20 protein-coding genes and 1 tRNA gene are annotated in these 22,741 nt (G+C 69.3%); 11 read left to right on the top strand and 10 right to left on the bottom strand.

Annotation, left to right across the window (positions count from 1 at the left end; all coding sequences use genetic code 11):
• Nucleotides 1–15 precede the first annotated feature (15 nt).
• From Q0581_RS01385 to Q0581_RS01350, 8 genes are all read left to right on the top strand, one after another.
• Complete coding sequence (locus tag Q0581_RS01385; protein WP_298696764.1) at nt 16–1,890, top strand: tetratricopeptide repeat protein; 1,875 nt, start codon at nt 16–18, stop codon at nt 1,888–1,890.
• Between the two features lie 8 nt (nt 1,891–1,898).
• Nucleotides 1,899–2,783 (top strand): 4-(cytidine 5'-diphospho)-2-C-methyl-D-erythritol kinase, encoded by an 885-nt coding sequence (locus Q0581_RS01380; protein ID WP_298696763.1) that lies wholly within the window; start codon nt 1,899–1,901, stop codon nt 2,781–2,783.
• 66 nt (nt 2,784–2,849) lie between these two features.
• Entirely contained in the window at nt 2,850–3,743 is an 894-nt protein-coding gene (locus Q0581_RS01375) for a glycine--tRNA ligase subunit alpha (protein ID WP_298696760.1), read from the top strand.
• A gap of 50 nt (nt 3,744–3,793) precedes the next feature.
• Nucleotides 3,794–4,276, top strand: coding sequence for an endonuclease domain-containing protein (locus tag Q0581_RS01370; protein WP_298696757.1), 483 nt, complete (start codon nt 3,794–3,796; stop codon nt 4,274–4,276).
• Nucleotides 4,276–6,534 carry a glycine--tRNA ligase subunit beta gene (gene glyS, locus Q0581_RS01365; RefSeq protein ID WP_298696755.1) on the top strand — a complete coding sequence of 753 codons (2,259 nt, stop codon included), beginning with the start codon at nt 4,276–4,278 and terminating at the stop codon, nt 6,532–6,534. Before Q0581_RS01370 ends, glyS begins: the two co-directional genes overlap by 1 nt.
• A gap of 83 nt (nt 6,535–6,617) precedes the next feature.
• Entirely contained in the window at nt 6,618–8,675 is a 2,058-nt protein-coding gene (locus Q0581_RS01360; RefSeq protein ID WP_298696753.1) for a capsular polysaccharide biosynthesis protein, read from the top strand.
• 67 nt (nt 8,676–8,742) lie between these two features.
• Nucleotides 8,743–9,885, top strand: coding sequence for a beta-ketoacyl-ACP synthase III (locus tag Q0581_RS01355; RefSeq protein ID WP_298696750.1), 1,143 nt, complete (start codon nt 8,743–8,745; stop codon nt 9,883–9,885).
• 102 nt (nt 9,886–9,987) lie between these two features.
• Nucleotides 9,988–10,260, top strand: coding sequence for a hypothetical protein (locus Q0581_RS01350; protein ID WP_298696747.1), 273 nt, complete (start codon nt 9,988–9,990; stop codon nt 10,258–10,260).
• Nucleotides 10,261–10,324: 64 nt separating this feature from the next.
• Here Q0581_RS01350 and Q0581_RS01345 read toward each other — a convergent pair whose 3' ends face one another.
• From Q0581_RS01345 to Q0581_RS01320, 6 genes are all read right to left on the bottom strand, one after another.
• Nucleotides 10,325–10,843 (bottom strand): porin family protein, encoded by a 519-nt coding sequence (locus Q0581_RS01345; protein ID WP_298696744.1) that lies wholly within the window; start codon nt 10,841–10,843, stop codon nt 10,325–10,327.
• A gap of 190 nt (nt 10,844–11,033) precedes the next feature.
• The gene (ppdK, locus tag Q0581_RS01340; protein WP_298696741.1) at nt 11,034–13,733 is read right to left on the bottom strand and encodes a pyruvate, phosphate dikinase; all 2,700 of its coding nucleotides are present in this window, start codon (nt 13,731–13,733) and stop codon (nt 11,034–11,036) included.
• Nucleotides 13,734–13,845: 112 nt separating this feature from the next.
• Nucleotides 13,846–14,658: a CoA ester lyase gene (locus Q0581_RS01335; RefSeq protein ID WP_298696738.1), complete on the bottom strand. Its 813-nt coding sequence runs from the start codon at nt 14,656–14,658 to the stop codon at nt 13,846–13,848.
• Entirely contained in the window at nt 14,658–15,332 is a 675-nt protein-coding gene (locus Q0581_RS01330; protein WP_298696736.1) for an SDR family NAD(P)-dependent oxidoreductase, read from the bottom strand. Before Q0581_RS01330 ends, Q0581_RS01335 begins: the two co-directional genes overlap by 1 nt.
• Before the next feature lie 52 nt (nt 15,333–15,384).
• Nucleotides 15,385–16,290 carry an ROK family protein gene (locus Q0581_RS01325; protein WP_298696734.1) on the bottom strand — a complete coding sequence of 302 codons (906 nt, stop codon included), beginning with the start codon at nt 16,288–16,290 and terminating at the stop codon, nt 15,385–15,387.
• Between the two features lie 24 nt (nt 16,291–16,314).
• Nucleotides 16,315–16,809: a GAF domain-containing protein gene (locus tag Q0581_RS01320; protein ID WP_298696731.1), complete on the bottom strand. Its 495-nt coding sequence runs from the start codon at nt 16,807–16,809 to the stop codon at nt 16,315–16,317.
• A 232-nt stretch (nt 16,810–17,041) separates the two neighbouring features.
• On the opposite strand from Q0581_RS01320, the gene Q0581_RS01315 reads away from it, so the two are divergent.
• Nucleotides 17,042–18,520: a tetratricopeptide repeat protein gene (locus Q0581_RS01315; protein ID WP_298696728.1), complete on the top strand. Its 1,479-nt coding sequence runs from the start codon at nt 17,042–17,044 to the stop codon at nt 18,518–18,520.
• A 15-nt stretch (nt 18,521–18,535) separates the two neighbouring features.
• Entirely contained in the window at nt 18,536–20,017 is a 1,482-nt protein-coding gene (locus Q0581_RS01310; protein WP_298696726.1) for a hypothetical protein, read from the top strand.
• A gap of 8 nt (nt 20,018–20,025) precedes the next feature.
• Here Q0581_RS01310 and Q0581_RS01305 read toward each other — a convergent pair.
• A tRNA-Ile gene (locus Q0581_RS01305) sits at nt 20,026–20,098 on the bottom strand.
• 175 nt (nt 20,099–20,273) lie between these two features.
• Here Q0581_RS01305 and Q0581_RS01300 point away from each other — a divergent pair.
• Nucleotides 20,274–21,023, top strand: coding sequence for an SIMPL domain-containing protein (locus Q0581_RS01300; RefSeq protein ID WP_298696723.1), 750 nt, complete (start codon nt 20,274–20,276; stop codon nt 21,021–21,023).
• Nucleotides 21,024–21,066: 43 nt separating this feature from the next.
• On the opposite strand, the gene Q0581_RS01295 is transcribed toward Q0581_RS01300, so the two are convergent.
• The 3 genes from Q0581_RS01295 to Q0581_RS01285 are packed head-to-tail and all read right to left on the bottom strand — an operon-like array spanning nt 21,067 to nt 22,726.
• Complete coding sequence (locus tag Q0581_RS01295) at nt 21,067–21,339, bottom strand: hypothetical protein (protein WP_298696721.1); 273 nt, start codon at nt 21,337–21,339, stop codon at nt 21,067–21,069.
• Between the two features lie 56 nt (nt 21,340–21,395).
• Complete coding sequence (locus tag Q0581_RS01290) at nt 21,396–21,689, bottom strand: hypothetical protein (protein WP_298696719.1); 294 nt, start codon at nt 21,687–21,689, stop codon at nt 21,396–21,398.
• Complete coding sequence (locus Q0581_RS01285; RefSeq protein WP_298696716.1) at nt 21,686–22,726, bottom strand: DNA adenine methylase; 1,041 nt, start codon at nt 22,724–22,726, stop codon at nt 21,686–21,688. Before Q0581_RS01285 ends, Q0581_RS01290 begins: the two co-directional genes overlap by 4 nt.
• Nucleotides 22,727–22,741: the final 15 nt, after the last annotated feature.

The raw sequence follows: 22,741 nt of genomic DNA, 5'->3' as shown, positions 1-22,741 counted from the left end.
GGGCAAGGTGGCGGGATGATCTCCGCCTCTTTGCGTGTCCTTCTGACCTCCGTCGCCGCCAGCGCCGTCCTGTCCGGCTCGGTCTTGGCCCAGACTCAGCCTCAGACTCCGGCCCAGACGCCGCCGCCCGTGCCGACGGCGCCTACGCCGCATCCGGCCGACACCGTCCAGCCCGACCCTGCGGCATCGCCCGAGATCGACGAAGAGGCGCCGGACGAAGACACGGCGACGGCCGCGCCCGCGGCGCCGACAACGCCGCCGATCCCTGCGGTATGGTCGCCGGTCCCGCGTGACGAGAACGGCCACAGCGCCTATGGCCTCTATCTGTCCGGCCGGGTGGCGATGGCGCGTGGCGAAGGGACCGTGGGCGCCGAATATCTGGCGGCCGCATCCGAACTGGTGCCTGAACAGCCTTCGGTGCGCGACAGGGCCTTCGCCGCCGTTCTTCTGGCGGGCGGTCTCGATGTCGCCGCCCGCCTGGCCCCCCCGGCCGAAGAGGCCAGCCCCACGCTGGTTCAGGCCGGGGTGCTGGTGCGCGCGGTTCAGGAATTCGCCCATGGCCGCGCCCGCACCGCCCATGACGCGCTGACGGCCACGCCGGTGCGCACGCCCCATGCGCGGGCGGGTCTGATGATCGCGCCCTGGGTCGCCGCCGCTGCGGGCGACTGGACCGGCGCCCTGGCCCAGCCTCCGGCCAACGCCGATCCCATCACGGCCATGTTCGCGCGTCAGAACCGCGCCCTGCTGCTGGAGAACCGCGGCCAGCTGGATCAGGCCGAGGCCGAGTTCAAGACCCTGGTCGGCTATGCCCAGGCCGGCGCCCTGTTCCGTCTGCCCTATGGCCAGTTCCTGGAGCGCCGCGGGCGGCGCGACGAGGCCCTGGCCCTTTATGATGCGGCCATCGCCTCGGGCCAGGCGGACGAGTTGCTGCGTCGCGCGCGCATGCGGGCCGCCGATGGCGGGCGGCCTGTGCCCGCACCGACCTTCCGTCAGGGCGCGGCCTCCGCCCTGATCAATGCCGCGGCCCAGGCGGCGGCCGAACGCGCGCCCGAGTTTTCAGCCTTCTATCTGCGCCTGGCCATGGCGCTCAGTCCTTCGGACGAGACCCGTTTTCGCCTGGGACAGGCCCTGTCCCGGTCGCGCATGACCGCCGCCTCGCGTGAGGTGCTCAGTCGGATCGGCGGCGCTGACGCCAGCCTTTACGCCGCCGCCCAGGTCCAGATCGGCCTGAGCCTGGACGAGGACGACCAGCAGGACGCGGCGCTGGAGGCGTTCCGCCGCGCCCATGTCGCCCGCCCCGACGACGCCGGCGTGGCCCGCGTCCTGGCCGGCCAGATGAACCAGCAGGAGCGCTATGAAGAGGCGCTGGCCCTGCTGAACGGCCCGCTGCTGAACACCGAGGATCAGGGGTTCGACGTGCATTTCCTGCGCGGCGCGGCCTATGAATCCCTGGGCCGGATGGCCGAGGCCGAGGCTGAACTGTGGGCGGCCCTGCAAAAGGAGCCTGAGAACGCCACCGTTCTGAATTACCTCGGCTATCTGTGGGTCGATCAGGGCACGCGGGTCGAACAGGGCGCCGAGATGATCGCGCGCGCCTTCGCCGCCGAGCCGGACAACGGCAACATCCAGGACTCGCTGGGTTGGGCCCAGTATCGACAGGGCCAGTATGACGACGCGGTCCTGACGCTGGAGGCGGCGGTCCAGAAACTGCCTGCCAATCCCGAGATCAACGACCATCTGGGCGACGCCTATTGGCAGGTCGGCCGCCAGCGCGAGGCGCGCTTCCAGTGGGAGCGGGTGCTGACGCTGGACCCCGACGACGACCAGGCCGCGCGCGCCCGTCGCAAGCTGGAGCAGGGGCTGGAGGCCGCCGCCGGCGCCCAGCCCTGAGGGCCGCCATGTCGCCGCTGTTCAGCGCCCTGGCCCCGGCCAAGGTCAATCTGTTCCTGCATGTCGGGCCGGTGGACGCCGATGGCTATCATCCCCTGGCCAGCCTGGTCGCCTTCGCCGATGTCGGCGACGGCCTGACCGTTGCGCCCGCGCCGGGCCTGTCGCTGGACGTCTCCGGTCCCTTCGCTTCGGGTCTGGAGGACGGGCAGGGGGACAATCTGGTCCGGCGCGCTCTGACGGCGCTGGGCCGCGCGGCCGAGATCAGCGATCCGCCGCTGGCGGTCCGGCTGGACAAACGGCTGCCCATCGCGGCGGGCCTGGGGGGCGGTTCGTCCGATGCGGGCGCGGCCCTGAAGCTGGCGCGCGACGCCCTGGGTCTGGCGCTGGACGACGACGCCCTGGCGCGCATCGCGGCCGAGATCGGCGCCGACGGGCCCATGTGCCTGCACGCCCGCACCGTCTGGGCCGAGGGGCGGGGCGACATCCTGACGTTCGAGCCGCGCCTGCCGCCCCTGCACGCCGTGCTGGTCAATCCCGGCGTTCCGTCGCCGACCGGGGCCGTCTATCGCGCCTATGACGCCGGGCCGCCCGCCGCCGCCGACCGTCCGGCGCCGCCCGCCGACTGGTCCGTCCCCGCCGTCACCGACTGGCTGGCGCTTCAGAGGAACGATCTTCAGACCCCGGCGGTCGGTCTGTCGCCCGCGATCGACCAGGCCCTGTCGGCGGTCGCCGCCACGCCGGGCGTCGCCCTGGCGCGCATGTCGGGGTCGGGCGCGACGGTGTTCGGCCTGTGCCTGGACCAGGCGGCGGCCCGCGACGCCGCCCGCCGGATCGGGGCCGACCATCCGCAGTGGTGGGTCGTCCCTTGCGTCCTTAACCCCGCGAACGGTTGAATCTCGGGCCTTCCACCCCTAGGGTCCGCCGTCATTTTTTCGCGCCTGCGAACGCCGGAAACCGCCTTGTCCCGACCGACCGAACCCCTTTCCTTCCAGGATCTGATCCTGACCCTGCAACGCTATTGGGGCGAACAGGGCTGCGCCCTTCTGCAGCCCTATGACATCGAGGTCGGGGCCGGCACCCTGCATCCGGCCACCGTCCTGCGCGCGCTTGGCCCGCGCCCGTGGAAGGCCGCCTATGTCCAGCCCAGCCGCCGCCCCGGCGACGGCCGCTATGGCGAAAACCCCAACCGGCTCCAGCACTATTACCAGTTCCAGGTGCTGTTGAAGCCCAACCCGGACAATCTGCAAGAGCTGTATCTCGGCTCTCTGGCCGCCATCGGCATCGACCCCAAACTGCACGATATCCGCTTCGTCGAGGACGACTGGGAAAACCCCACCGTCGGCGCCTGGGGCCTGGGCTGGGAGGTCTGGTGCGACGGCATGGAGGTGACGCAGTTCACCTATTTCCAGGGCGTCGGCGGCATCGAGGTCGATGTGGTGTCGGGCGAACTGACCTATGGGCTGGAGCGTCTGGCCATGTACGTCCAGGGCGTCGACAACGTCTATGACCTGCGGTTCAACAACGACGGCCTGACCTATGGCGAGGTCTTCCTTGAGAACGAGCGCCAGCAGTCCGAGGCCAATTTCCACGGCTATGACGTCGACGGGCTGAAGCGCCGGTTCGACGACATGGTGGCCGAAGTCGAACGCCTGCTGGCCATGAAAGGGCCGCAGGGCCAGGCCCTGGTCCTGCCCGCCTATGACCAGGTGCTGAAAGCCTCGCACCTGTTCAACCTGATGGACGCGCGCGGCGCCATCGCGGTGGCCGAACGCCAGGCCTACATCGGCCGCATCCGCGACCTGTGCAAAGCCTGCGCCACCGAATGGGTCGAACAGGAAAGGGCGCGGGCGTGACCCCCAAGCCTCCCCTTCCCCTCGAGGGGGAAGGGGTCGGGGGATGGGGTGTGGGCACGCCGCCGACCAATCTGAACGCCCAAGACTCTGTCCAGGCCGACTTCATCTCGACATCGAAGATCAAGGCGGGCGGCATCGCCCGCGCCCGTCGTCTGCGCAGCGACCAAACCCTGGCCGAACGCAGACTATGGGAGCGCCTTCGCCTGCTGCCCATCCGGTTTCGTCGCCAAGTCCCTATCGGACCCTACGTCGTCGATTTCGCCTGTCACGCTTCGCGTCTGGTGATCGAGGTCGATGGCGGCGTCCATGATCGCACCGATGTCGCCGTGCGCGATCTGAAGCGCGACGACTGGTTTTCCGCCCAAGGCTACAGCGTCCTGCGCATCTCCAATCGCCGGGTGATCGAGGATATCGACGCCGCCGTCGCCCAGGTCACCAAGGCGGCCGGAGTCTCCCTGCCGACCGGCGACCAGCCTGCCCACACCCCATCCCAACCCTTCCCCCTCGAGGGGAAGGGCTTTAGCGAAGTCTAATGCCCCAACTCCTTCTCGAAATCTTCTCCGAAGAAATCCCCGCCCGCATGCAGGCCGGGGCCGCGCGTGATCTGGAGCGGATGGCGTCCGACCGGCTGAAGGCCGCCGGGCTGGAGTGGTCGTCGCTGACCACCTTCGCCGGGCCGCGTCGTCTGACCCTGGTGGTCGAGGGGCTGCCCGTCGCCACGCCCGACCGCGAAGAAGAGATCAAGGGGCCGAAAACCTCGGCGCCGGAGCAGGCGCTGGACGGCTTCCTGCGCAAGACCGGCCTGACACGCGATCAACTGGTCGAGCGCGACGGCGTGCTGTTCGCCATCATCAGCCAAAAGGGCCGCGACACGGCCGACATGATCCCGGCCATGGTCGAAGAGATCGTGCGCGGCTTCCCCTGGCCCAAGTCGATGCGCTGGGGGTCCGGAACCCTGCGCTGGGTGCGGCCGATCAAGCGCATCCTGTGCCTGTTCGACGGCGCCATCGTGCCCTTCGCCATCGACGGCATCGAGAGCGGCGACGTGACCGAGGGGCATCGCTTCCTGGGTGCGGGTCGCCCGTTCGGCGTGGCCGACTTCGCCGACTATCGCAAGAAGCTGGAGCAGCACTACGTCCTGCTGGACCCGGCCGACCGGCGGTTGCGGATTCTCGAGGCGGCGCAGAAGGTCTGTTCGGACAAGGGGTTGGCTCTGGTCGATGACGACGGCCTGCTGGACGAGGTGTCGGGCCTGGCGGAATGGCCGACGCCGATCCTGGGCGACATGGACCCTCAGTTCCTGGACCTGCCGCCCGAGGTGGTCCAGCTGTCGATGAAGACGCACCAGAAATATTTCGCGGTGCGGCGGCGCGCGGACCTCCAGGTCCGCCAGACCGTGACGGCCGAAAATGCGGACCTGGAGGTCCGCGCTCCCCTGGCCCCGCACTTCGTGGTGGTGGCCAATGTCGAGGCGACCGACGGCGGCCAGGCTCTGGCGGCGGGCAATTCGCGCGTCCTGTCGGCCCGGCTGAACGACGCCCGTTTCTTCTGGGACGAGGACCGCAAGGTCGGCTTCGACGCCTGGCTGAAGAAGCTGGAAGGCGTCACCTATCACGCCAAACTGGGAACGATGGCCGAGCGGGTGGACCGCATCGCCGCCCTGGCCCGCGAGATCGCACCGCTAGTCGGCGCCGACCCGGATCAGGCCGAACAGGCCGCGCGTCTGGCCAAGGCCGACCTGGCCTCGGGCATGGTGGGCGAATTCCCCGAACTGCAGGGGATCATGGGCGGCTATTACCTCAGAGCCGCCGGCTATCCGGACGCCGTCGCCGACGCCGTGCGCGACCACTATCGTCCGCAGGGACCGACCGACACGGTCCCCACCGCGCCCCTGACGGTGGCGGTGGCCCTGGCCGACAAGCTGGACGCCCTGGTCGGCTTCTTCGCCATCGACGAGAAGCCGACGGGATCGAAAGACCCCTTCGCCCTGCGCCGCGCGGCGCTGGGGGTGATCCGGCTGGTGCTTGAGAATGGGGTGCGGCTATCGTTGCTCAACGTAGAGCGTGTGCAGGGCAGCCGTGCAAACCTTGACCGTCTCGTCGCCGAAGCTCGCAGGGCGCAGCCCGTCGCAATTGTAGATGTCGCCCGCTTGGATCCTGAGGCTATCGAGGATTTGCCGAACCGGCTGGAACAACTCGTTCGAGAGCGGCAGGAAATGCTGGAGCAGACGTTCCCGTTGGGCAGTCGTATTGGGCTAGAGGATGAAAAGTTTGGAGTTCTTTCCTTCTTCGCCGACCGCCTGAAAGTCCTCCTCCGCGATCAGGGCAAGCGCCACGACCTGGTTGACGCCGTCTTCGCCCTGGGCGACGACGACCTGGTGCGGATCGTGCGGCGGGTCGAGGCGCTGGAGGCGTTTCTGGCCACCGACGACGGGGCCAATCTGCTGGCGGGCTACAAGCGTGCGTCCAACATCCTGCGCGCCGAAGAAAAGAAGGGCGAACTGCCCACCGGAATGGTCCAGACCGGCCTGCCGAACCAGCCGGCGGAAGAGACCGCCCTGGCCTTCGCCGCCGCCGCCGCCGCGACCGCCGTGGACGCCGCGCTGGACGCCGAGGATTTCGCCGCCGCCATGACCGCCCTGGCCCGCCTGCGCGTGCCGGTGGACGCCTTCTTCACCGCCGTCATGGTCAACTCGGACGTCCCGGCCGAACGCGACAACCGCCTGAAACTGCTGGGCCAGGTGCGGGCCGTCATGGGTCGCGTCGCCGATTTCGGCATGATCGGGGGGTGAAATGCGGCCCTTCTCCCGCAAGGGGAGAAGGGAGGGGTGCGCCTCATCGACAGGCCCCGGTCGCCCCCCTAGAACGGCAAAGCATGACCGCCGCGCCTATCCGTCCTGAGCCGACGCCTGCCTGGGTCTGCGCGCCCGGCGTGTGGAAGGTACCGTTCCTGGCCCAGTTTCTGCCCGACCATGAGCTGCGTCGGCTGCCCGGCAGTGATGTGCGCGCGGTCCTGGGCTGGGGCATGAAGCCGACGGCCGAGGCGGGGCGGCGCTGGGCGGCGGCGAACCGGCGGCCCTATGTGGCGCTGGAGGACGGGTTCCTGAGATCGGTCGGCCTGGGCGAGACGGGGGCGGCCAGCCTGAGCCTGATCGTCGATGACCTGGGGATCTATTACGACGCGACGCGGCCCAGCCGGCTGGAGCATCTGATCTGCACCGCCGACGCCTGGTGCGATGCGGGGCTGCGGGCGCGGGCGGGGGGGCTGATCGACCGCATCGTCGCGGCGGGCATATCCAAGACCAATATGGGCGGGCCGCTGGACCCCGCCATCCTGAAGCCCGGACGCCGGGTGCTGGTGGTGGATCAGACGGCGGGCGACGCCTCCATCGGCTATGGCCTGGCGGACCCTGACAGTTTCCGCGCCATGCTGGCCGCCGCCAAGGCTCAGAACCCGGACGCCCAGATCATCGTCAAACGCCATCCCGCCGTCGCCGCCGGGCGCAAACAGGGCTGCATCGACGCCGCTGATTTGGACGGCGTGACCCTGATCGACGCCGATGTGCGGCCGGCCGACCTGCTGGCGGCGGTGGACGCCGTCTATTGCGTCACCTCGGCCCTGGGGTTCGAGGCCCTGTTGCGGGGCCTGCCGGTGTCGTGTTTCGGGGCGCCCTTCTATTCCGGCTGGGGCCTGACGACCGATGCGGTCGACACCGGCCGCCGGGGCGTGGCGCGCGATATCGAACAGGTCGCGGCCGCCGCTTTGATCGCCTACAGCCGCTATGTCGATCCGGTCACGGGCCGGCGATGCGAGGCGGAACAGGCGCTGGAGCGGCTGATCGCCCTGCGCGACCGGGCGAACCGTCTGGCGGGGGGCTGGTCCCTGACCGGCTTCGCCCCGGCCAAGCGCGGCGCCATCCGCCGCCTGCTGAACAGCCCCAAGGCGACCCACCGCTTCATCGGTTCACCCCGCGCCGCCGCCCGCCATGCGGCCGAAACCGGCAGGCGTCTGGCCTGGTGGGCGGGCAAGGAGACCGAGGCCGTGCGCACCGCCGCCGCCGCCTTCGACGGCCCCACGGTGCGGATCGAGGATGGCTTCATCCGGTCGCAGGGGCTGGGGTCCGACTTCTTTGGCGCCCTGTCGGTCGCCCTGGACGACCTGGGCGTCTACTACGATCCGCGCACGCCCAGCCGCCTGGAGACGCTGATCCAGACCGCCGATCTGACGCCGGATCAGGCCGCCCGCGCCCGGCGCCTGTGCGACCGCGTGGTTGAGGCGGGGGTGTCGAAATACAATCTGGCGGGCGCGCCCATCCCGACCGACTGGCCCACGGATCGCGAGCGGGTTCTGGTCGTCGGCCAGGTCGAGAACGACAAGTCCATCCTGACCGGGTGCGAGGCCATTCGCACCAACGCCGGACTGATCGCCGCCGTGCGCGCCGACCGACCGGACGCCTTCATCGTCTATCGCAACCACCCCGACGTTCTGGCGGGCAACCGGCCGGGGCGACTGGATGCGGGGGCGCTGGGAGCCGTCGATGCGGTGGCCGACGGCCTGGATGTGATCGACTGCATCCACGCCTGCGACCGGCTGGCCACCCTGACCAGTCTGGCGGGGTTCGAGGCCCTGCTGCGGGGCAAGGCGGTGTCCACCTATGGGCGGCCCTTCTATGCCGGATGGGGCCTGACCGAGGACCGGCTGACGTTTGCACGCCGCACGCGCCGGGCCGGTCTGGACGATCTGATCCACGCCGCCCTGATCGCCTATCCGGTCTATGTCGCTCCGACCGGCTGGCCGTGCGAGGCCGAGGATCTGGTCGAGGCGTTGATCGCCGCGCGAGGCCGCCCGACACCCGCGCCGCCCAACCAGGTCGCCCGCTGGTGGAAGGGAATTCGCAGCAGTCTCGACCGCACGCCGCCGCCGTCGTACTGAGTGGGTTGCGGATCGACACGGACCTCTTTTCAGCGAGGCGTCGCGTGCCGCGCGGTAGGAATCGATAATGACGAACGCAGTGATCGCCGCCACCGGCCTGTTCACCCCGGACCAGTCCATCTCGAACGCGGAACTGGTCGACGCCTACAACGCCTGGGCCGAGCGGTGGAACGCCGACAACGCCGACGCCATCGCGGCGGGCGAGCTGGAGGCGCGCACCCCGTCGTCGCCTGAGTTCATCGAAAAGGCGTCGGGCATCAAGTCGCGGTTCGTGATGGACAAGGCCGGGGTGCTTGACCCCGCCCGGATGCGGCCGAACCTGGCTGAACGCTCGAACGACGAGCTGTCGATCCTGGCCGAAATGGCGGTCAAGGCGGCGCGTGACGCCATCGCCCGCTGGGGCAAGCCGGTCAGCGAGATCGGCGCCGTCTTGTGCGCCGCCTCGAACATGCAGCGGCCTTATCCGGCCATGGCCATCGAGGTGCAGCAGGCCCTGGGGATCGAGGGCTTCGCCTTCGACATGAATGTGGCCTGCAGCAGCGCCACCTTCGGCATCAAGACAGCGGCGGATTTCATCGCCTCCGGCTCGGTCAAGGCGGTGCTGATGGTCAACCCCGAGGTCTGCTCGGCCCATCTGAACTTCACCGACCGCGACAGCCATTTCATCTTCGGCGACGTGGCCACGGCCGTGATCATCGAGGCCGAGGATCAGGCCGGGGCGGGCGGCTGGGAGATTCTGGGTTCGCGGCTGAAGACCGTCTTCTCGAACAATATCCGCAACAATTTCGGCTTCCTGAACACCGCCGCCCTGGCCACCGGCGCCGCGCCCGATACGCCCGGCGGCCCGACCGACAAGCTGTTCGTCCAGCAGGGCCGCAAGGTGTTCAAGGATGTGGTGCCCATGGTCGCCGAGATGATCGTGGACCATGCGGCCGACCTGGGCCTGGAGCCGGCCGGTTTGAAGCGGCTGTGGCTGCATCAGGCCAACATCAACATGAACGAGATGATCGGGCGCAAGGTGCTGGGCCGCGACCCCGCGCCGGGCGAGAACGTCATCATCCTGGACGACTACGCCAACACTTCGTCGGCCGGGTCGATCATCGCCTTCCACCTGCACAACGACGGCTTTGCGCCGGGCGATACGGGGCTGATCTGCAGCTTCGGCGCGGGCTATTCGGCCGGGACGGTGTTCGTGCGCAAACGGGCCTGATGGCGCGCGCTGCGTTCACGATTCTGCGCTGACGCTTGCATCTGGGACCAGTCTTTGCGACCCGTTCTCTCCAGTGTCGAGGACAGAGGGGAGCAGGCCCGCATGACCCACACCCGCAATCCGAACAGCCCCTGGGGCGCCCCGCTGGATCCGCTGGCTGAGGATGTCGCCGCCGTGCTGAAAAGCATGGGCGGATCGGCGCATCAGTCGGTGGTGGTCGACTGCGTCGCCGCCATGAAGCGCCAGCGCGGCGAACAGGTGGCCCAGGATCTGGCCGCGCGCGTGGTCGAGGTGTTCGAGAAATATCGCGACCTGTTCTTCCGCCCCTTTGGCGAAGGGTCGATGCGCTGGGCCCTGCAGCCGGGCCTGGCCTGAACCCGCATACGAAAAAGGCGCGCCCTTTCGAGCGCGCCTTTCGCCAAAAGCCTGTGTCGTCCGATCAGAATTTGCGGACGAAATTCACCGACCAGACGTCGGCGTCACCGGCGCCGTCGCGGAAGTCGCGGCGGGTCCAGTCGGCGCGGACGCCGTTCTGGCCGTCGAAGAAGTAGTTGCCGCCGACGCCCCAGTTGATGCTTTCCTCGCTGTCCGAGGCCGACACGCCGCCCACTTCGGCCTTCACCTTGGTGGTGCCGTAGCCGACGCGGCCGAACAGTTCGAAATTCTGCGACACCGGGATGGTGCCGGTCACATAGGCGGCCAGGTCGTGCTTCAGCTCGGCCTTGGAGTTCGGGATGCCGGCGATGTTGTCGTCGCTGATGCCGAACGAGGCTTCACCTTCCACGCCGATATAGGGCGTGAAACGCGCGCCGATGCGGCCGGTGACGGCGCCCAGGTCGGTGTCATTGCCCTGAACGCTGCTATAGCCCAGCGTGCCATAGGTATTCGAGATGCTTTGCGCAGCAGCCGGAGCGGCGATGGCGGTAATGGCGGCGGTCGCGATGAGAAGTTTACGCATTGGTATGTCAATCCTCTGGATACGGTGACTTCTTCGGTCACCGGCCCCACCCAGCGGATGAAGAAATGGGGATGCACCCATGGCCGTTCCATGGCCGTTTCATTACGGAAGCTTAACCGTGTACGAAAAGACACACACGATGTTCAGTCAAGAATGACTGAAATGCGGCGCGCCTAAACTTACCGACTGGTCAGCGATCCTTTTCGCGTTCTTTGCCGGTGCGCGCCGCCAGGGCCGCTTGGGCCGCCGCCAGACGGGCGATGGGTACGCGATAGGGCGAGCAGCTGACGTAATCCAGGCCCACGCTTTCGCAGAAGGCGATGGACGACGGATCGCCGCCATGTTCGCCGCAGATGCCCAGCTTGATGCCCGGCCGCGCGGCCCGCCCGCGTTCGGCCGCGATGCGGATCAGGTCGCCGACGCCGTCTCGGTCCAGCCGCACGAAGGGGTCGGTCTCGAAGATGCCCTTGTCCAGATAGGCCTGCAGGAAGCGGCCGGAATCGTCGCGGCTGATGCCGAACGTCGTCTGGGTCAGGTCATTGGTGCCGAAGCTGAAGAACTCGGCGCTCTGGGCCAGGTCGGCGGCGCGCAGGGCCGCACGTGGCAGCTCGATCATGGTGCCGACCATATAGTCGACCTGGTCGCCCGTGTCGGCGAACACCGCCTGGGCCGTGCGGTCGGTCAGAGCGCGCAGGAAATTCATCTCCCCGCCCAGGGCCACCAGCGGGTGCATGATTTCCGGGATCGGCGCCTGGCCGCTCTTGGCCTTCACCTCCAGCGCCGCCTCGATGATGGCGCGCACCTGCATCTCGTAGATCTCGGGATAGGCGACGCCCAGGCGGCAGCCGCGATGGCCCAGCATGGGGTTGGTCTCGTGCAGGTCCGCCGCCCGCCGCTTCAGCTTGGCCGCATCCAGCCCCTGAGACGCCGCCAGGGCGTCCATCTCGGCCTCGGTATGGGGAATGAACTCGTGCAGCGGCGGGTCCAGCAGGCGGATGGTCACCGGCAGGCCGGCCATGATCTGGAACAGCTCGACGAAGTCCGCCTTCTGGAACGGCGCGATCTTGGCCAGGGCGGCGCGGCGGCCCGCCTCGTCGTCGGCCAGGATCATCTCGCGCACGGCGGCGATCCGGGTGTCGTCGAAGAACATGTGCTCGGTTCGGCACAGGCCCACGCCCTCGGCGCCGAAGCCGCGCGCGGTCTTGGCGTCGGTCGGGGTTTCGGCGTTGGCCCGCACCTTCAGCCGGCGGATGCCGTCGGCCCAGCCCATCAGGGTCTGGAAGTCGCCGGTCAGTTCCGGCTCGATCATCGGCACGGCGCCGTCGATCACCTCGCCCTTGGAGCCGTCGATGGTGATGATGTCACCGGCCTTGAACGTCCGGCCCTTGACCGTGAAGGTCCGCGCCTTGTCGTCGATCTGGATGTCCCCTGCGCCCGAGACGCAGGGGCGGCCCATGCCGCGGGCCACCACGGCGGCGTGGCTGGTCATGCCGCCGCGCGCCGTAACGATGCCGCGCGCCGCGTGCATGCCGTGGATGTCTTCCGGGCTGGTCTCGGTGCGGACCAGGATGACCGCATCGCCCAGCTGGCTCATCCGCTCTGCCTCGTCGGCGTCGAAGACGATCTTGCCGGTCGCGGCGCCGGGGCTGGCGGGCAGGCCGGTGGTCACGACATTGCGCGGGGCCTTGGGGTCCAGCGTGGGGTGCAGCAGCTGGTCCAGCGCCGCCGGTTCGACCCGGCTGACGGCCTCTTCCTGCGAGATCACCCCCTCGGCGGCCAGATCGACCGCGATCTTCAGCGCCGACTTGGCCGTGCGCTTGCCGTTGCGGGTCTGCAGCATCCACAGCCGCCCCTGCTCGACCGTGAACTCGATGTCCTGCATGTCGCGATAGTGGCTTTCCAGCCGGCCGACGACCTCGACGAACTGGCCGAACACCTCGGGCATGGCCTCTTCCATCGAGGGGGCGGTTTCGCCCATCTCCTCGCGCCCGGCCCTGGTCAGGCTTTGCGGCGTGCGGATGCCGGCGACGACATCTTCGCCCTGGGCGTTGATCAGGAACTCGCCGTACAGCCGCGCCTCGCCGGTCGAGGGGTTGCGGGTGAAGGCCACACCGGTGGCCGAGGTCTGGCCCATATTGCCGAACACCATCGACTGGACGTTCACCGCCGTGCCCCAGCTTTCGGGGATGTCGTGCATGCGGCGATAGAATTTGGCCCGGTCGTTCATCCAGCTGGCGAAGACGGCGCCGACCGCGCCCCACAGCTGGTCGTTCGGGTCTTGGGGAAAGCCCTCGCCCAGCTCGCGCTCGACAACCGCCTTGTAGTCGCCGACCACCTTCTCCCAGTCGCCCGCGCTCAGGTCCGTATCGACCGTGACGCCCAGGCGGTCCTTGTGATCGTCCAGCACTTCCTCGAACAGGTCGTGGCCCAGGCCCAGAACCACGTTCGAATACATGGTGATGAAGCGGCGGTAGCTGTCGAAGGCGAAGCGCCGGTCGCCCGACAGGGCCGCCAGCCCCTCGACCGTCTGGTCGTTCAGGCCCAGGTTCAGCACCGTGTCCATCATGCCAGGCATCGACGCCCGCGCGCCCGACCGGACCGAGACCAGCAGGGGGTTGGCCGGATCACCGAACCGCTTGCCCGTGATCCCCTCGACCTTTTGCAGGCCCGCCGCGACCTGTTCCGCCAGATCGGCGGGATAGGTCTCGCCCTGGGCGTAGTAGTGGACACAGGCCTCGGTGGTGATGGTGAAGCCCGGCGGCACCGGCAGGCCCAGGGACGACATCTCGGCCAGATTGGCGCCCTTGCCGCCCAGCAGGTTCTTCATCGAGGCGTCGCCGTCCGCCGAACCGCCGCCGAAGCCGTAAACCCACTGAGTCATGATCACCATTGCTCCCGAGTCTGTCGCAATCGCGGCCTGACTAGCGCGCCGGGGCCGGGAAGGCGAGGGCGGGGCCGTAACAAAGCGTGAAGAGATGTGGCGCCGGCTTGAAGTCTGGCGTTCAGAGTGTCGCCAGCAGGGCCTTGGCCTGTTCCAGATGCAGCCGCTCGACCATTTCGCCCTGGACCCGGATCGCGCCCTTGCCGGCCGCCTCGGGCGCATCGAAGGCGGCCACCACGGCGCGGGCGAAGGCGATCTCGGCTTCGCTGGGCGCAAAGGCGGCGTGGCAGGGGTCGATCTGCGACGGGTGGATCAGGCTCTTGCCGTCAAAGCCGAACAACCGCGCCTGAGCCGCCTCGGCGGCGAAACCTTCGGCGTCCTGAAACCGGTTGAACACCCCGTCGATGGCGATCAGCCCATGGGCGCGGGCGGCGGTCACCATTGCGGCCATCCAGGGTTTCAGCGGCTCGCGATCGGCCGACGGCCCGGTTCCCAGCGCCTTGGCCAGGTCGTTGATCCCCAGCATCAGCCCCGCCAACGCCCCGCCCGACCCGGCGATGGCGCCCAGCTGCATCAGGGCGCGCGGCGTCTCGATCATGGCCCAAAGGCGCGCGCCGTCCGGCAGATGCTGAGACAGGGCGGCGACGCCCGCCGCATCCTCGACCTTGGGCGCGACCACCACGCCGACGTCGGTCCCGGCCAGGGCCTTCAGGTCATCGGCGCCCCAGGGGGTGTCCAGGCCGTTGATGCGCACGGCGAACGGATAGGTCGTCAGAGCCTGAACCGCCGCCGTCCGCGCCTGGACCTTCCGGTCCGGGGCCACGGCGTCTTCCAGGTCCAGCACCGCCAGGTCGCAGGTCAGGCCTCGCGCCTTCTCGACCGCCCGCCCGTTGTCGGCGGGCAGGAACAGCACGCTGCGGAACCGGGTCTGCATCACACCTTGCCCGTCACGGGGACCAGCGCCCCGGTCATGGCGCGGCTGGCGGGCGAGGCCAGGAACAGCATCACCGCCGCCAGATCGTCCGGCGCGACCCAGGCGGTCGGGTCGGCGTCGGGCATGTCCGCGCGGTTCTGGGGCGTGTCGATGATCGACGGCAGCACGGCGTTGACGGTGACGGACGTGGATTTCAGCTCCTCCGCCAGGGCCTCGGTCAGGCGGTGAACGGCCGCCTTCGACGCGCCATAGGCCCCCATGCCCATGCCCGCCTTCTGGGCGGCGGCCGATCCGACATTGACGATACGCCCGGCGTCGGACGCCTTCAGGTGGGGCAGGGCCGCGCGGCTGGCGTTCAGGGCCGTGGTCAGGTTCAGGGCGAACATCCTGTCCCAGGCGGGGGTGGCGTCATCCACCGTCTGCCAGGCGAAGCCGCCGGCGATGTTTAGCAGGGCGTCCAGCCGGCCGAAGGTCTCGACCACCGCGTCGATGGCGGCCTGGGCCTGGGCTGCATCGGTCAGGTCGACCCCGCCGATATAGTGGGCGCCCTCGACCCCGCTGTGGCGCGAATGGTCGATGACCGCGACCTTGCATCCGGCGTCCAGCGCAGCCTGGACCACGGCCCGGCCCAGAACGCCGCATCCGCCGGTGACCGCTATCACCCGTTTGCCCATGGGAATCCTCCTGCAATCGCGTCGCCGGACCATAGAGGCCGCGCCGCGCCGATCAACCGGCCGCGTCCCACAGCCAGGCCGCCCCGCGCACGCCGGATGAATCGCCCCATCGCGCCGGGACGATCCGCCCCTGCCACCGGTCGGCGAAGACATGGCGAGCCACCAAGGGCGGCAGGCGCCCATAGATCTCGTCCACATTCGACAGGCCGCCGCCCAGCACGAAGACGTCGGGGTCCAGGATGTCGGCGACGACCGCCAGCGCCCGACCCAGCCGGTCGGTGAACCGGTCCAGCGTCCGCGCGGCCCCGGCGTCGTCCGCCCGCGCCTGGGCCACGATCGCCTGGGCGGTCAGGGCGTGGCCGGTGCGGGTCTGATGGTCGCGTTGCAGCCCGCTGCCCGACAGCCACAGCTCCAGACAGTTGCGCCGTCCGCACCAGCAATCCGGCCCCGGATGCTCGTCATCGTCGGACCAGGGCAGGGGGGTGTGGCCCCATTCGCCCGCGATGCCGTTGGCGCCGGACACCAGCCGACCGTCCACCACCACGCCGCCGCCGCAGCCGGTGCCCAATATGGCGGCGAAGACTGTGCGCGCGCCGGCGCCCGACCCGTCGCGCGCCTCGGACACGGCCAAACAGTCCGCATCATTGGCCAGGCGTACGGGACGGCCCAGGGCGGCCTCCAGATCGGCGCCGAAGGCCCGGCCGTTCAGCCAGGTGGAGTTGGCGTTGCGCATCAGGCCGGTCTGCGGCGACGGCGACCCAGGCACCGCCAGGCCGACCGGACCGCCGGGCGTCATGCCCGCCTGCGCCTCCACCCGCGCGATCAGGCGTCCGACCGTGGCGATGGCGGCGTCATAGTCGCCGGGATTGGGTTCGCGCAGGCGCGCCGAAAAGGCGCCGTCGGCCGTCAGGACGGCCGCCTCGATCTTGGTGCCGCCGAAGTCAACGCCGATCCGCATGGAGCACGGCTTAGCAGAGCCGGGTCAGGCCGCGAACACCTGATGTATCAAGGCTTCCAGCGCCTGGGCGTCCACGGCGTCGAAGGCGGCCGGTTCGGTGGCGTCCACGTCGAACACCGCGATCAGGGCGCCCGAGGCGTCGCGCACCGGAACCACGATCTCGCTGCGCGAACGGCTGTCGCAGGCGATGTGGCCGGGAAAGGCGTGGACGTCTTGGACCACCTGGGTCTGGCCCGTACGCGCCGCCGCGCCGCAGACCCCGCGCCCGAACGGGATTCTCAGACACCCCAGCGTGCCCTGATACGGGCCGACCACCAACTCCTCGGCCCGGTCCTCTGCCACCAGATAGAAGCCGGTCCAGAAATAGACGTCGAAGGCGTCGGCCAGCATGGAGGCGACGGTGGCCATGCGGGCGATGCGGCTGGGTTCGCCCTCCAGCACGGCCAGAATCTCCTGCTGGACCTCGGCATAGCGGGCGGCCTTGTCGGCGGGGCGGTCGGTGCGGGCGACATAGCTCATGGCCTGCATATAGGCCGATGTGGACGGCGGCGGGAGAGGGCGGAATTCGCCTCTCAAGCGATTGATCCCTGTGGAAAACCGGGAATCGAGTCACATTTCCGCCGCGCTGCGGCAACGCTTTGTCTTAATCGGGCGTTAACCTTGACAGCGGCCGCCCGGGGCCGGACCATCCCGGCGTAACATGGTTAAGGTGCGCCCTGCTTTCAAAGGGCGCGGCGAGGGGTAGGGGATCATGCGCGACCGCGAGGGCATGGACGAGCATCGCGCCCGCAACCGTGCGCGCGCGCCGCTGGCCGCCGCGGCGGCCGTGGCGGTGCTGGCCGTCGCCGCCATCAGTGTGACCAGCTGCCAGGATCAGGGCATGCAGTTCTGGCGCGGCGGCGACGCCAGCTCGAACGCCTGTCCGCGTCCGCCGTCCTTCACGGGGCCCGAGTTCAACGCCCAGGAAACGGGCCTGCGCTATCTGCGCCGGGCGGCCTTCCGGGGCGACTTCTTCGCCCAGCTGGAGCTGGGTTCGCGCTATTCGGCCCTGCGCGCCACCGACAAGAACATCGAAGACCCGATCGAAAGCGCCGTCTGGTACGGCATGGCCCTGGCCAACGATCAGGGTTACGCCCCGATCAACCGCGTGGATCGCGGCGGCTTCGGCGGCTGGCGACCGCTGTCGCGCTATGACGACTGCCGCGCCTTTGAACGGCATACGGCCTATCAGCGTCTGAACCGCCTGCTGGGCCAGATGACCCGCGAAGAGCAGGAACAGGTCCGCGACCGCATCGTCTATGTGCTGTCGACCCAGGATGCGGCCGGCTATCGCACCCTGGCCCGGCTGCACGACAGCCTGTACGGCCCGTTCGGCGAACCGGCCGACAACCGCCAGGCGCGCGAGGCCGTGGGCCGTCGCGGCGGCGGCGATCAGAACCGCAATCGTTCGCGACGCGCGGGCGGCGCGCCGGCGGCGGTCAATCTGTTCCAGCGCAACGATGTGGACGCCTATCTGTACAACTATCTGGCGGTTCAGACCGGCGACGTCGGCGCCTATGTGCTGCTGAAGGACTTCGAACAGTCCTCGCCCGGCCGCAGCCAGTACGGCCGTTTCGTCGAGGCCAAGGCCCGGCAGTGGACGCCGCCGTTCGAATTCTATCCCAACAAGGCGCCGGCCTCGGGCGTGCCCTTCTCGGACGAAAGCCGCCCGCGCGGCGACGCCTATGAATACGCCCTGTCGCGCATGGCGACCGAACTGCCCTTCGTCCACGTCGGCCGCGCCCTGCGTTACCTGGGCATTGTCGAGACGGTTCCGGCCCTGGCCGAAGACCTGTCCAAGCGTCAGGTCGAGACCCTGGAGGCCATGCTGGGCCATCCGATGGAGGGACGGTTCAGCCATCTGGAGCGGGTGCGCGCCATCCAGCTGGCGGCGGTCAACGGTTCGTCCGAAGCGCAGCTGGTTCTGGCGGTGATGTATTCCGAGGGCATCGGCGTTCCGGCCGACTACGCCCGCGCCTTCCACTGGTACAACGAGGCCGCCAAACAGGGCAGCCCCGAGGCCAAATTCGCCCTGTCCACCTTCTTCGCCCTGGGCGTCGCCGGCGTGGCCGACCAGGACAAGGCCGAGGCCGTGGTTCAACGCATCGAATCGGCGCTGTCGGGCTTCGGCCCCTCCGCGTCGCGCCTGCAGGCGGTCCTCGCCCAGGTGTCCCGCTCGCAGCGCCGCTAGGAGGGCGTGAGTATGATGAGCCTCCGTTCCAGCCTGATCGGCGCCGCCGCCCTGGCCCTGACGGTCGCCGCCGGCGTCGCGACCCAGGCGCCCCAGGCCCAGGCCCAGGTCGCGGCCAAGGTCGAAAGCCAGACTCGCCCCAATTTCGGCGTCCTTCTGGACCCGCCAACGCGCAGTTATCGCAGCCGCAACCTGCACCGGCGCTATGACTACGGCCGGCACCGGCCCGACTGGCGCCCCGGCTGGCCCGGCGGTCCCGGCCATGGCCCTGGCGGGCAAGAGGTCGTTCTGGTCGATTGCGGCGGCAATCCCGGCACCGGCGCGGTCGAGGATGCGGTGCGCCGCGTGCGGCCCGGCGGCACCCTGATCATCCGCGCGCGGGCCGGCGCCTGCGTCGGCTGGCTGAACATCGACAAGCCGCTGACCATCATCGGCGAAGGCGGCTTCGACCCCCGCGACTGGACCCGCAACCCGACCCCGACGCTTCAGGCGCCGGACGGCCTGCCGTGCATGACGGTGGCGCAAGGCGTCCGGGTCGAAATCCGCGACATGGTCTTCGCCTCGCCGCGCGCCGGCGACGCCGCGTGCCTGGTCGGCTATGGCGCCGAGATTGTCATGAACCGCGTCGGCTTCCGCCATGCGGGCGACGAGGCGGCCATCTACGCCGACGGCGGCCTCTTGGATCTGCGCAACGCCGTGGTGGACGCCCAGACCGTGGCCCCGGCCATCGTCATGGACGGCGGAACCTTCACCGGTCACGAACTGACGGTCACCGGCTCTCAGTCGGGCATCGAACTGACGCCCGGCGCCGGTGCGGCCTCCACCCTGACGGCGGCGACCCTGGTCGGATCGGAACAGCCGGTCAATTTCGGTCCGCGCGCCATCGGCCTGATGGTCCGCGCCGGGCGCGAGTATGGCCGCGTCGAAGTCTCGAACGCCAAGATCTGCGGCTATGTCGAGGGCGTGGTCGTGGAAGGCGCCTCGGTCTCGGTGGCCAACAGCCGCCTGTGCAAGGCCGACAAGGGCGCTGTGCTGTACAATGGCGAACTGACCCTGACCGACAGTCGTATCCGCGCCGAGACCGGCGTGGCCGCCGCCTCGGGCCGGGCCATTGTGCGCAACAACGTCTTCTCGCGCGTGCGCGACGTCATCTACGCCGAGAACCGCGCCGTGATCGAGGCCAGCGGCAACCGCGTCTGGTCCCGCTACGACATCTGCCGCCCGCGCTTCGACCCGCGTTGGCGCGACCGCTACACGCCGTCGTGGGATCGTGGCCAGGATCGTGGCTGGTACTGTGAAAACCGCCCCTATCCGCGCGACTGGTGGGATGCGGACGAAGGCAGCCTGGGCGTGCCCTACGCCAACGACGCCTATGAACTGGACGGCTATGACCGGTTCCAGCAGGGCTATGGCTGGTACGACCGCGATGGCCGCTACATCAGCGACGACCGCCGCCGGGGCGACGACCGCTGGCGCGGGGGCGGTTGGGGGCGGTAAGGCGTCGGTAGGCGCGGAGGGACTCGAACCCCCAACCAGACCGTTATGAGCGGTCGGCTCTAACCATTGAGCTACGCGCCCGCCGAGCGACACGGCCTAGCAGGCGCGCGGACGGGGGAAAAGGGCGCCGTTTCGCCGTCATGTTGAACGGAACCTGCACGGCCCCTCGGCCATTCGGTTCAGACGCCAAAGGCCAAGGTTCGGCCCAGGTCGCGCGCCACCTTCGGCCCGACCCTCTCTCTGACGGAGACTATCGATGACCCGCACCCTTTCCGCCTTGATGATCGGCGCCGCCCTGGCGGCTTCGGCCCCCGCCGTCGTCCAGGCCCAGAGCCAACCCAACGGAGGCGCCCCCTTGACCATCCAGGCCGTGACCGAGCGCCCGTCGCTGAATCTGTCGGCCTATGGCGAAGTCAGGGCCGCGCCGGACATGGCGACCATCAGCTTCGGCGTGGTGACCGAGGCCCCGACCGCCGCCGAGGCCATGCGCCAGAACGCCGCCCGCATGACCGAGGTCATGACCGCCCTGCGCCGCGCCGGCATCCCGGAACGCAGCGTCCAGACCTCGGGCCTGAACCTGTCGGCCCAATATGACTATGTCCAGAACGAGCCGCCCCGCCTGCGCGGCTATCAGGCCAACAATCGCGTCACCGTCATCATCGAAGACCTGACCAAGGTCGGCACGACGGCTGACGCCGTGGTCGCCGCCGGCGTCAACCAGATCGACGGCATCAGCTTCGGCCTGAAAGACCCCAGCGCAGCCGAGAACCAGGCGCGTCAGCTGGCCGTGCGTGCGCTTCAGGGCAAGGCGGCCCTGTACGCCCAGGCCCTGGGCGTCGAGCTGGGCGGTATCCGCTCGCTGTCGGAAGGCGGCGGCTACGCCCCGCGTCCGCAGATGATGTACGCCCGCGCCGAAATGGCCATGGGCGCCGACGCCTCGACCCCCGTCGCCGCGGGCGAACTGACGGTGCGGATCGACATCACCGGCGTCTACGACCTGCGCTAATCTCTACATCGGTCCCGCCGTCGAAAGGCGGCGGGATCTCCGATCAGTCCGAACGGGCCAGCATCAGGCCCAGGCCGACATTCAGGCCGTAACAGATGCCCAGGCTGGCGAACCGCGCCGCCGCCCCGTCATCCAGCACGAACAGCGGCAGGCTCCACGGCAGGCCCAGGATCATGGCGGGGGTGAAGCTGACGTTCAGCGCGCCCAGACCCAGCGCCGCCAGACCCGCCGGCGTCGCCGCCATCAAGGCCGCCGCCCCGGCCACGACATACAGGCCGAACAGCCCCCACCGCAGTCCCTTCAGCGTCCGCGTCATGGCCGTTTCCTCCCGGCCCCGAAGGGAAACCCGAACGCGATCCGGGTCAAGACGTCTCAGGCCGCCAGCATTCCGCCCAGCAGCAGCCCCAGCAGGGCCGCGACCACCGCGCCCGCGATCACGACAACCCAGGGGGACGTTCGAGTCGTTTCCGGCGTCGGGACCGGCGTCTGATCGTTCGCAGCGCGACCGTCGAACCGATGCACGGGCGGCAGGGCACAGGCGGCCGGTTCCGGCGACCGGCGCGAAACAGGGCGGGGCGTCAGGGTCAGCTCTTCCATGACGCGGTAACGACCGCGCGGCGGCGCCCGTTCCAGCCCGCGTTCGGACCGGGGCGCCGAGCCCGTCACGCCGCGTCCGCCAGCACGACCGGCGTGGGCGTGACCACGAACAGATATTCGACGTTCCGCAGCCGCCCGACCGTCCCGACCTTGCGGCCTTTCGGGTCATGGATGCCGATGCGGGCGCCGACATAGCGGGGGCGTTCGATCTCGACCACCTGCACATGGCCGCGCGCCGACAGCATGGCCGTCAGGTCGTCGCGGCTCAGATAGCCCTCGTCGTTGAACGAAACGATCAGTTGCGGCGCCTTCAGCCGCTCGATCACTGTCTGCAGGGCCGGGCCGATGCCGGGGCGGCTGTTGAAGGCGCTCTTGCGCGTCTTGCAGTCGATGCGCTTGTTGGCGACGCCATAGGTCTCGGGCCGGTCCCACAGCACCAGGCTTTCCCAGACGTGATAGTTCGACAGATAGGAATGCTGGTTATAGGGCGGGTCCAGATAGACCAGATCGGCCTCGACCTTTTCGGCGATCTGGACCGCGTCGCCGCGCGTGGCGATGCAGGGGCCGCCCGCCACGGCCGGTTGCAGGGCGGGCAGGCGAAGCTCCAGCGGCTTCAGCGCCCGTTTCGCCCATGACTTCATATAGGCCATCTGCAATCCGGCGGTGGAATCCACCCGGTCGGCGGCCTCCATCAGGGCCACCAGCACCACGGCCTTCAGCTCCGGCTCCAGCCCCATGGCCTCGATCCGCTCGCGCATGACGTCGATGCGGGCGCCGTTGTCGGGGTGGAAGAAGCGGGCGTCGATGCAGAAGGCCTGGGTGAACCAGCCGGCCTCGGGCTTCAGGGCCGCCAGTTCGTTCAGAATGGCCTGGGCCGGCGCCGCCCAGCGCTCTTGATCCGCCTGGACATAGGCGGTGGCCAGGGTGTGGGCATAGGCGTTGTGATCGTTCGACCAGACCCGATAGCCCGCGCCCTTCAATGCATGGCCGACCCGGGCCGAGCCGGAAAACAGGTCGCACACCGTCCCCCCCTGGGGCGCAAGATCGCGCACCGCCGACAGGATCGGGTCCAGAAGCGCGCGTTTCGAGCCGATGTATTTGATCATGCGGACCGTGCAGGA

The sequence above is a fragment of the uncultured Brevundimonas sp. genome, assembly GCF_937863155.1.
Lineage (GTDB): Bacteria > Pseudomonadota > Alphaproteobacteria > Caulobacterales > Caulobacteraceae > Brevundimonas.
This window is presented reverse-complemented; position numbering and strand designations above follow the sequence as displayed.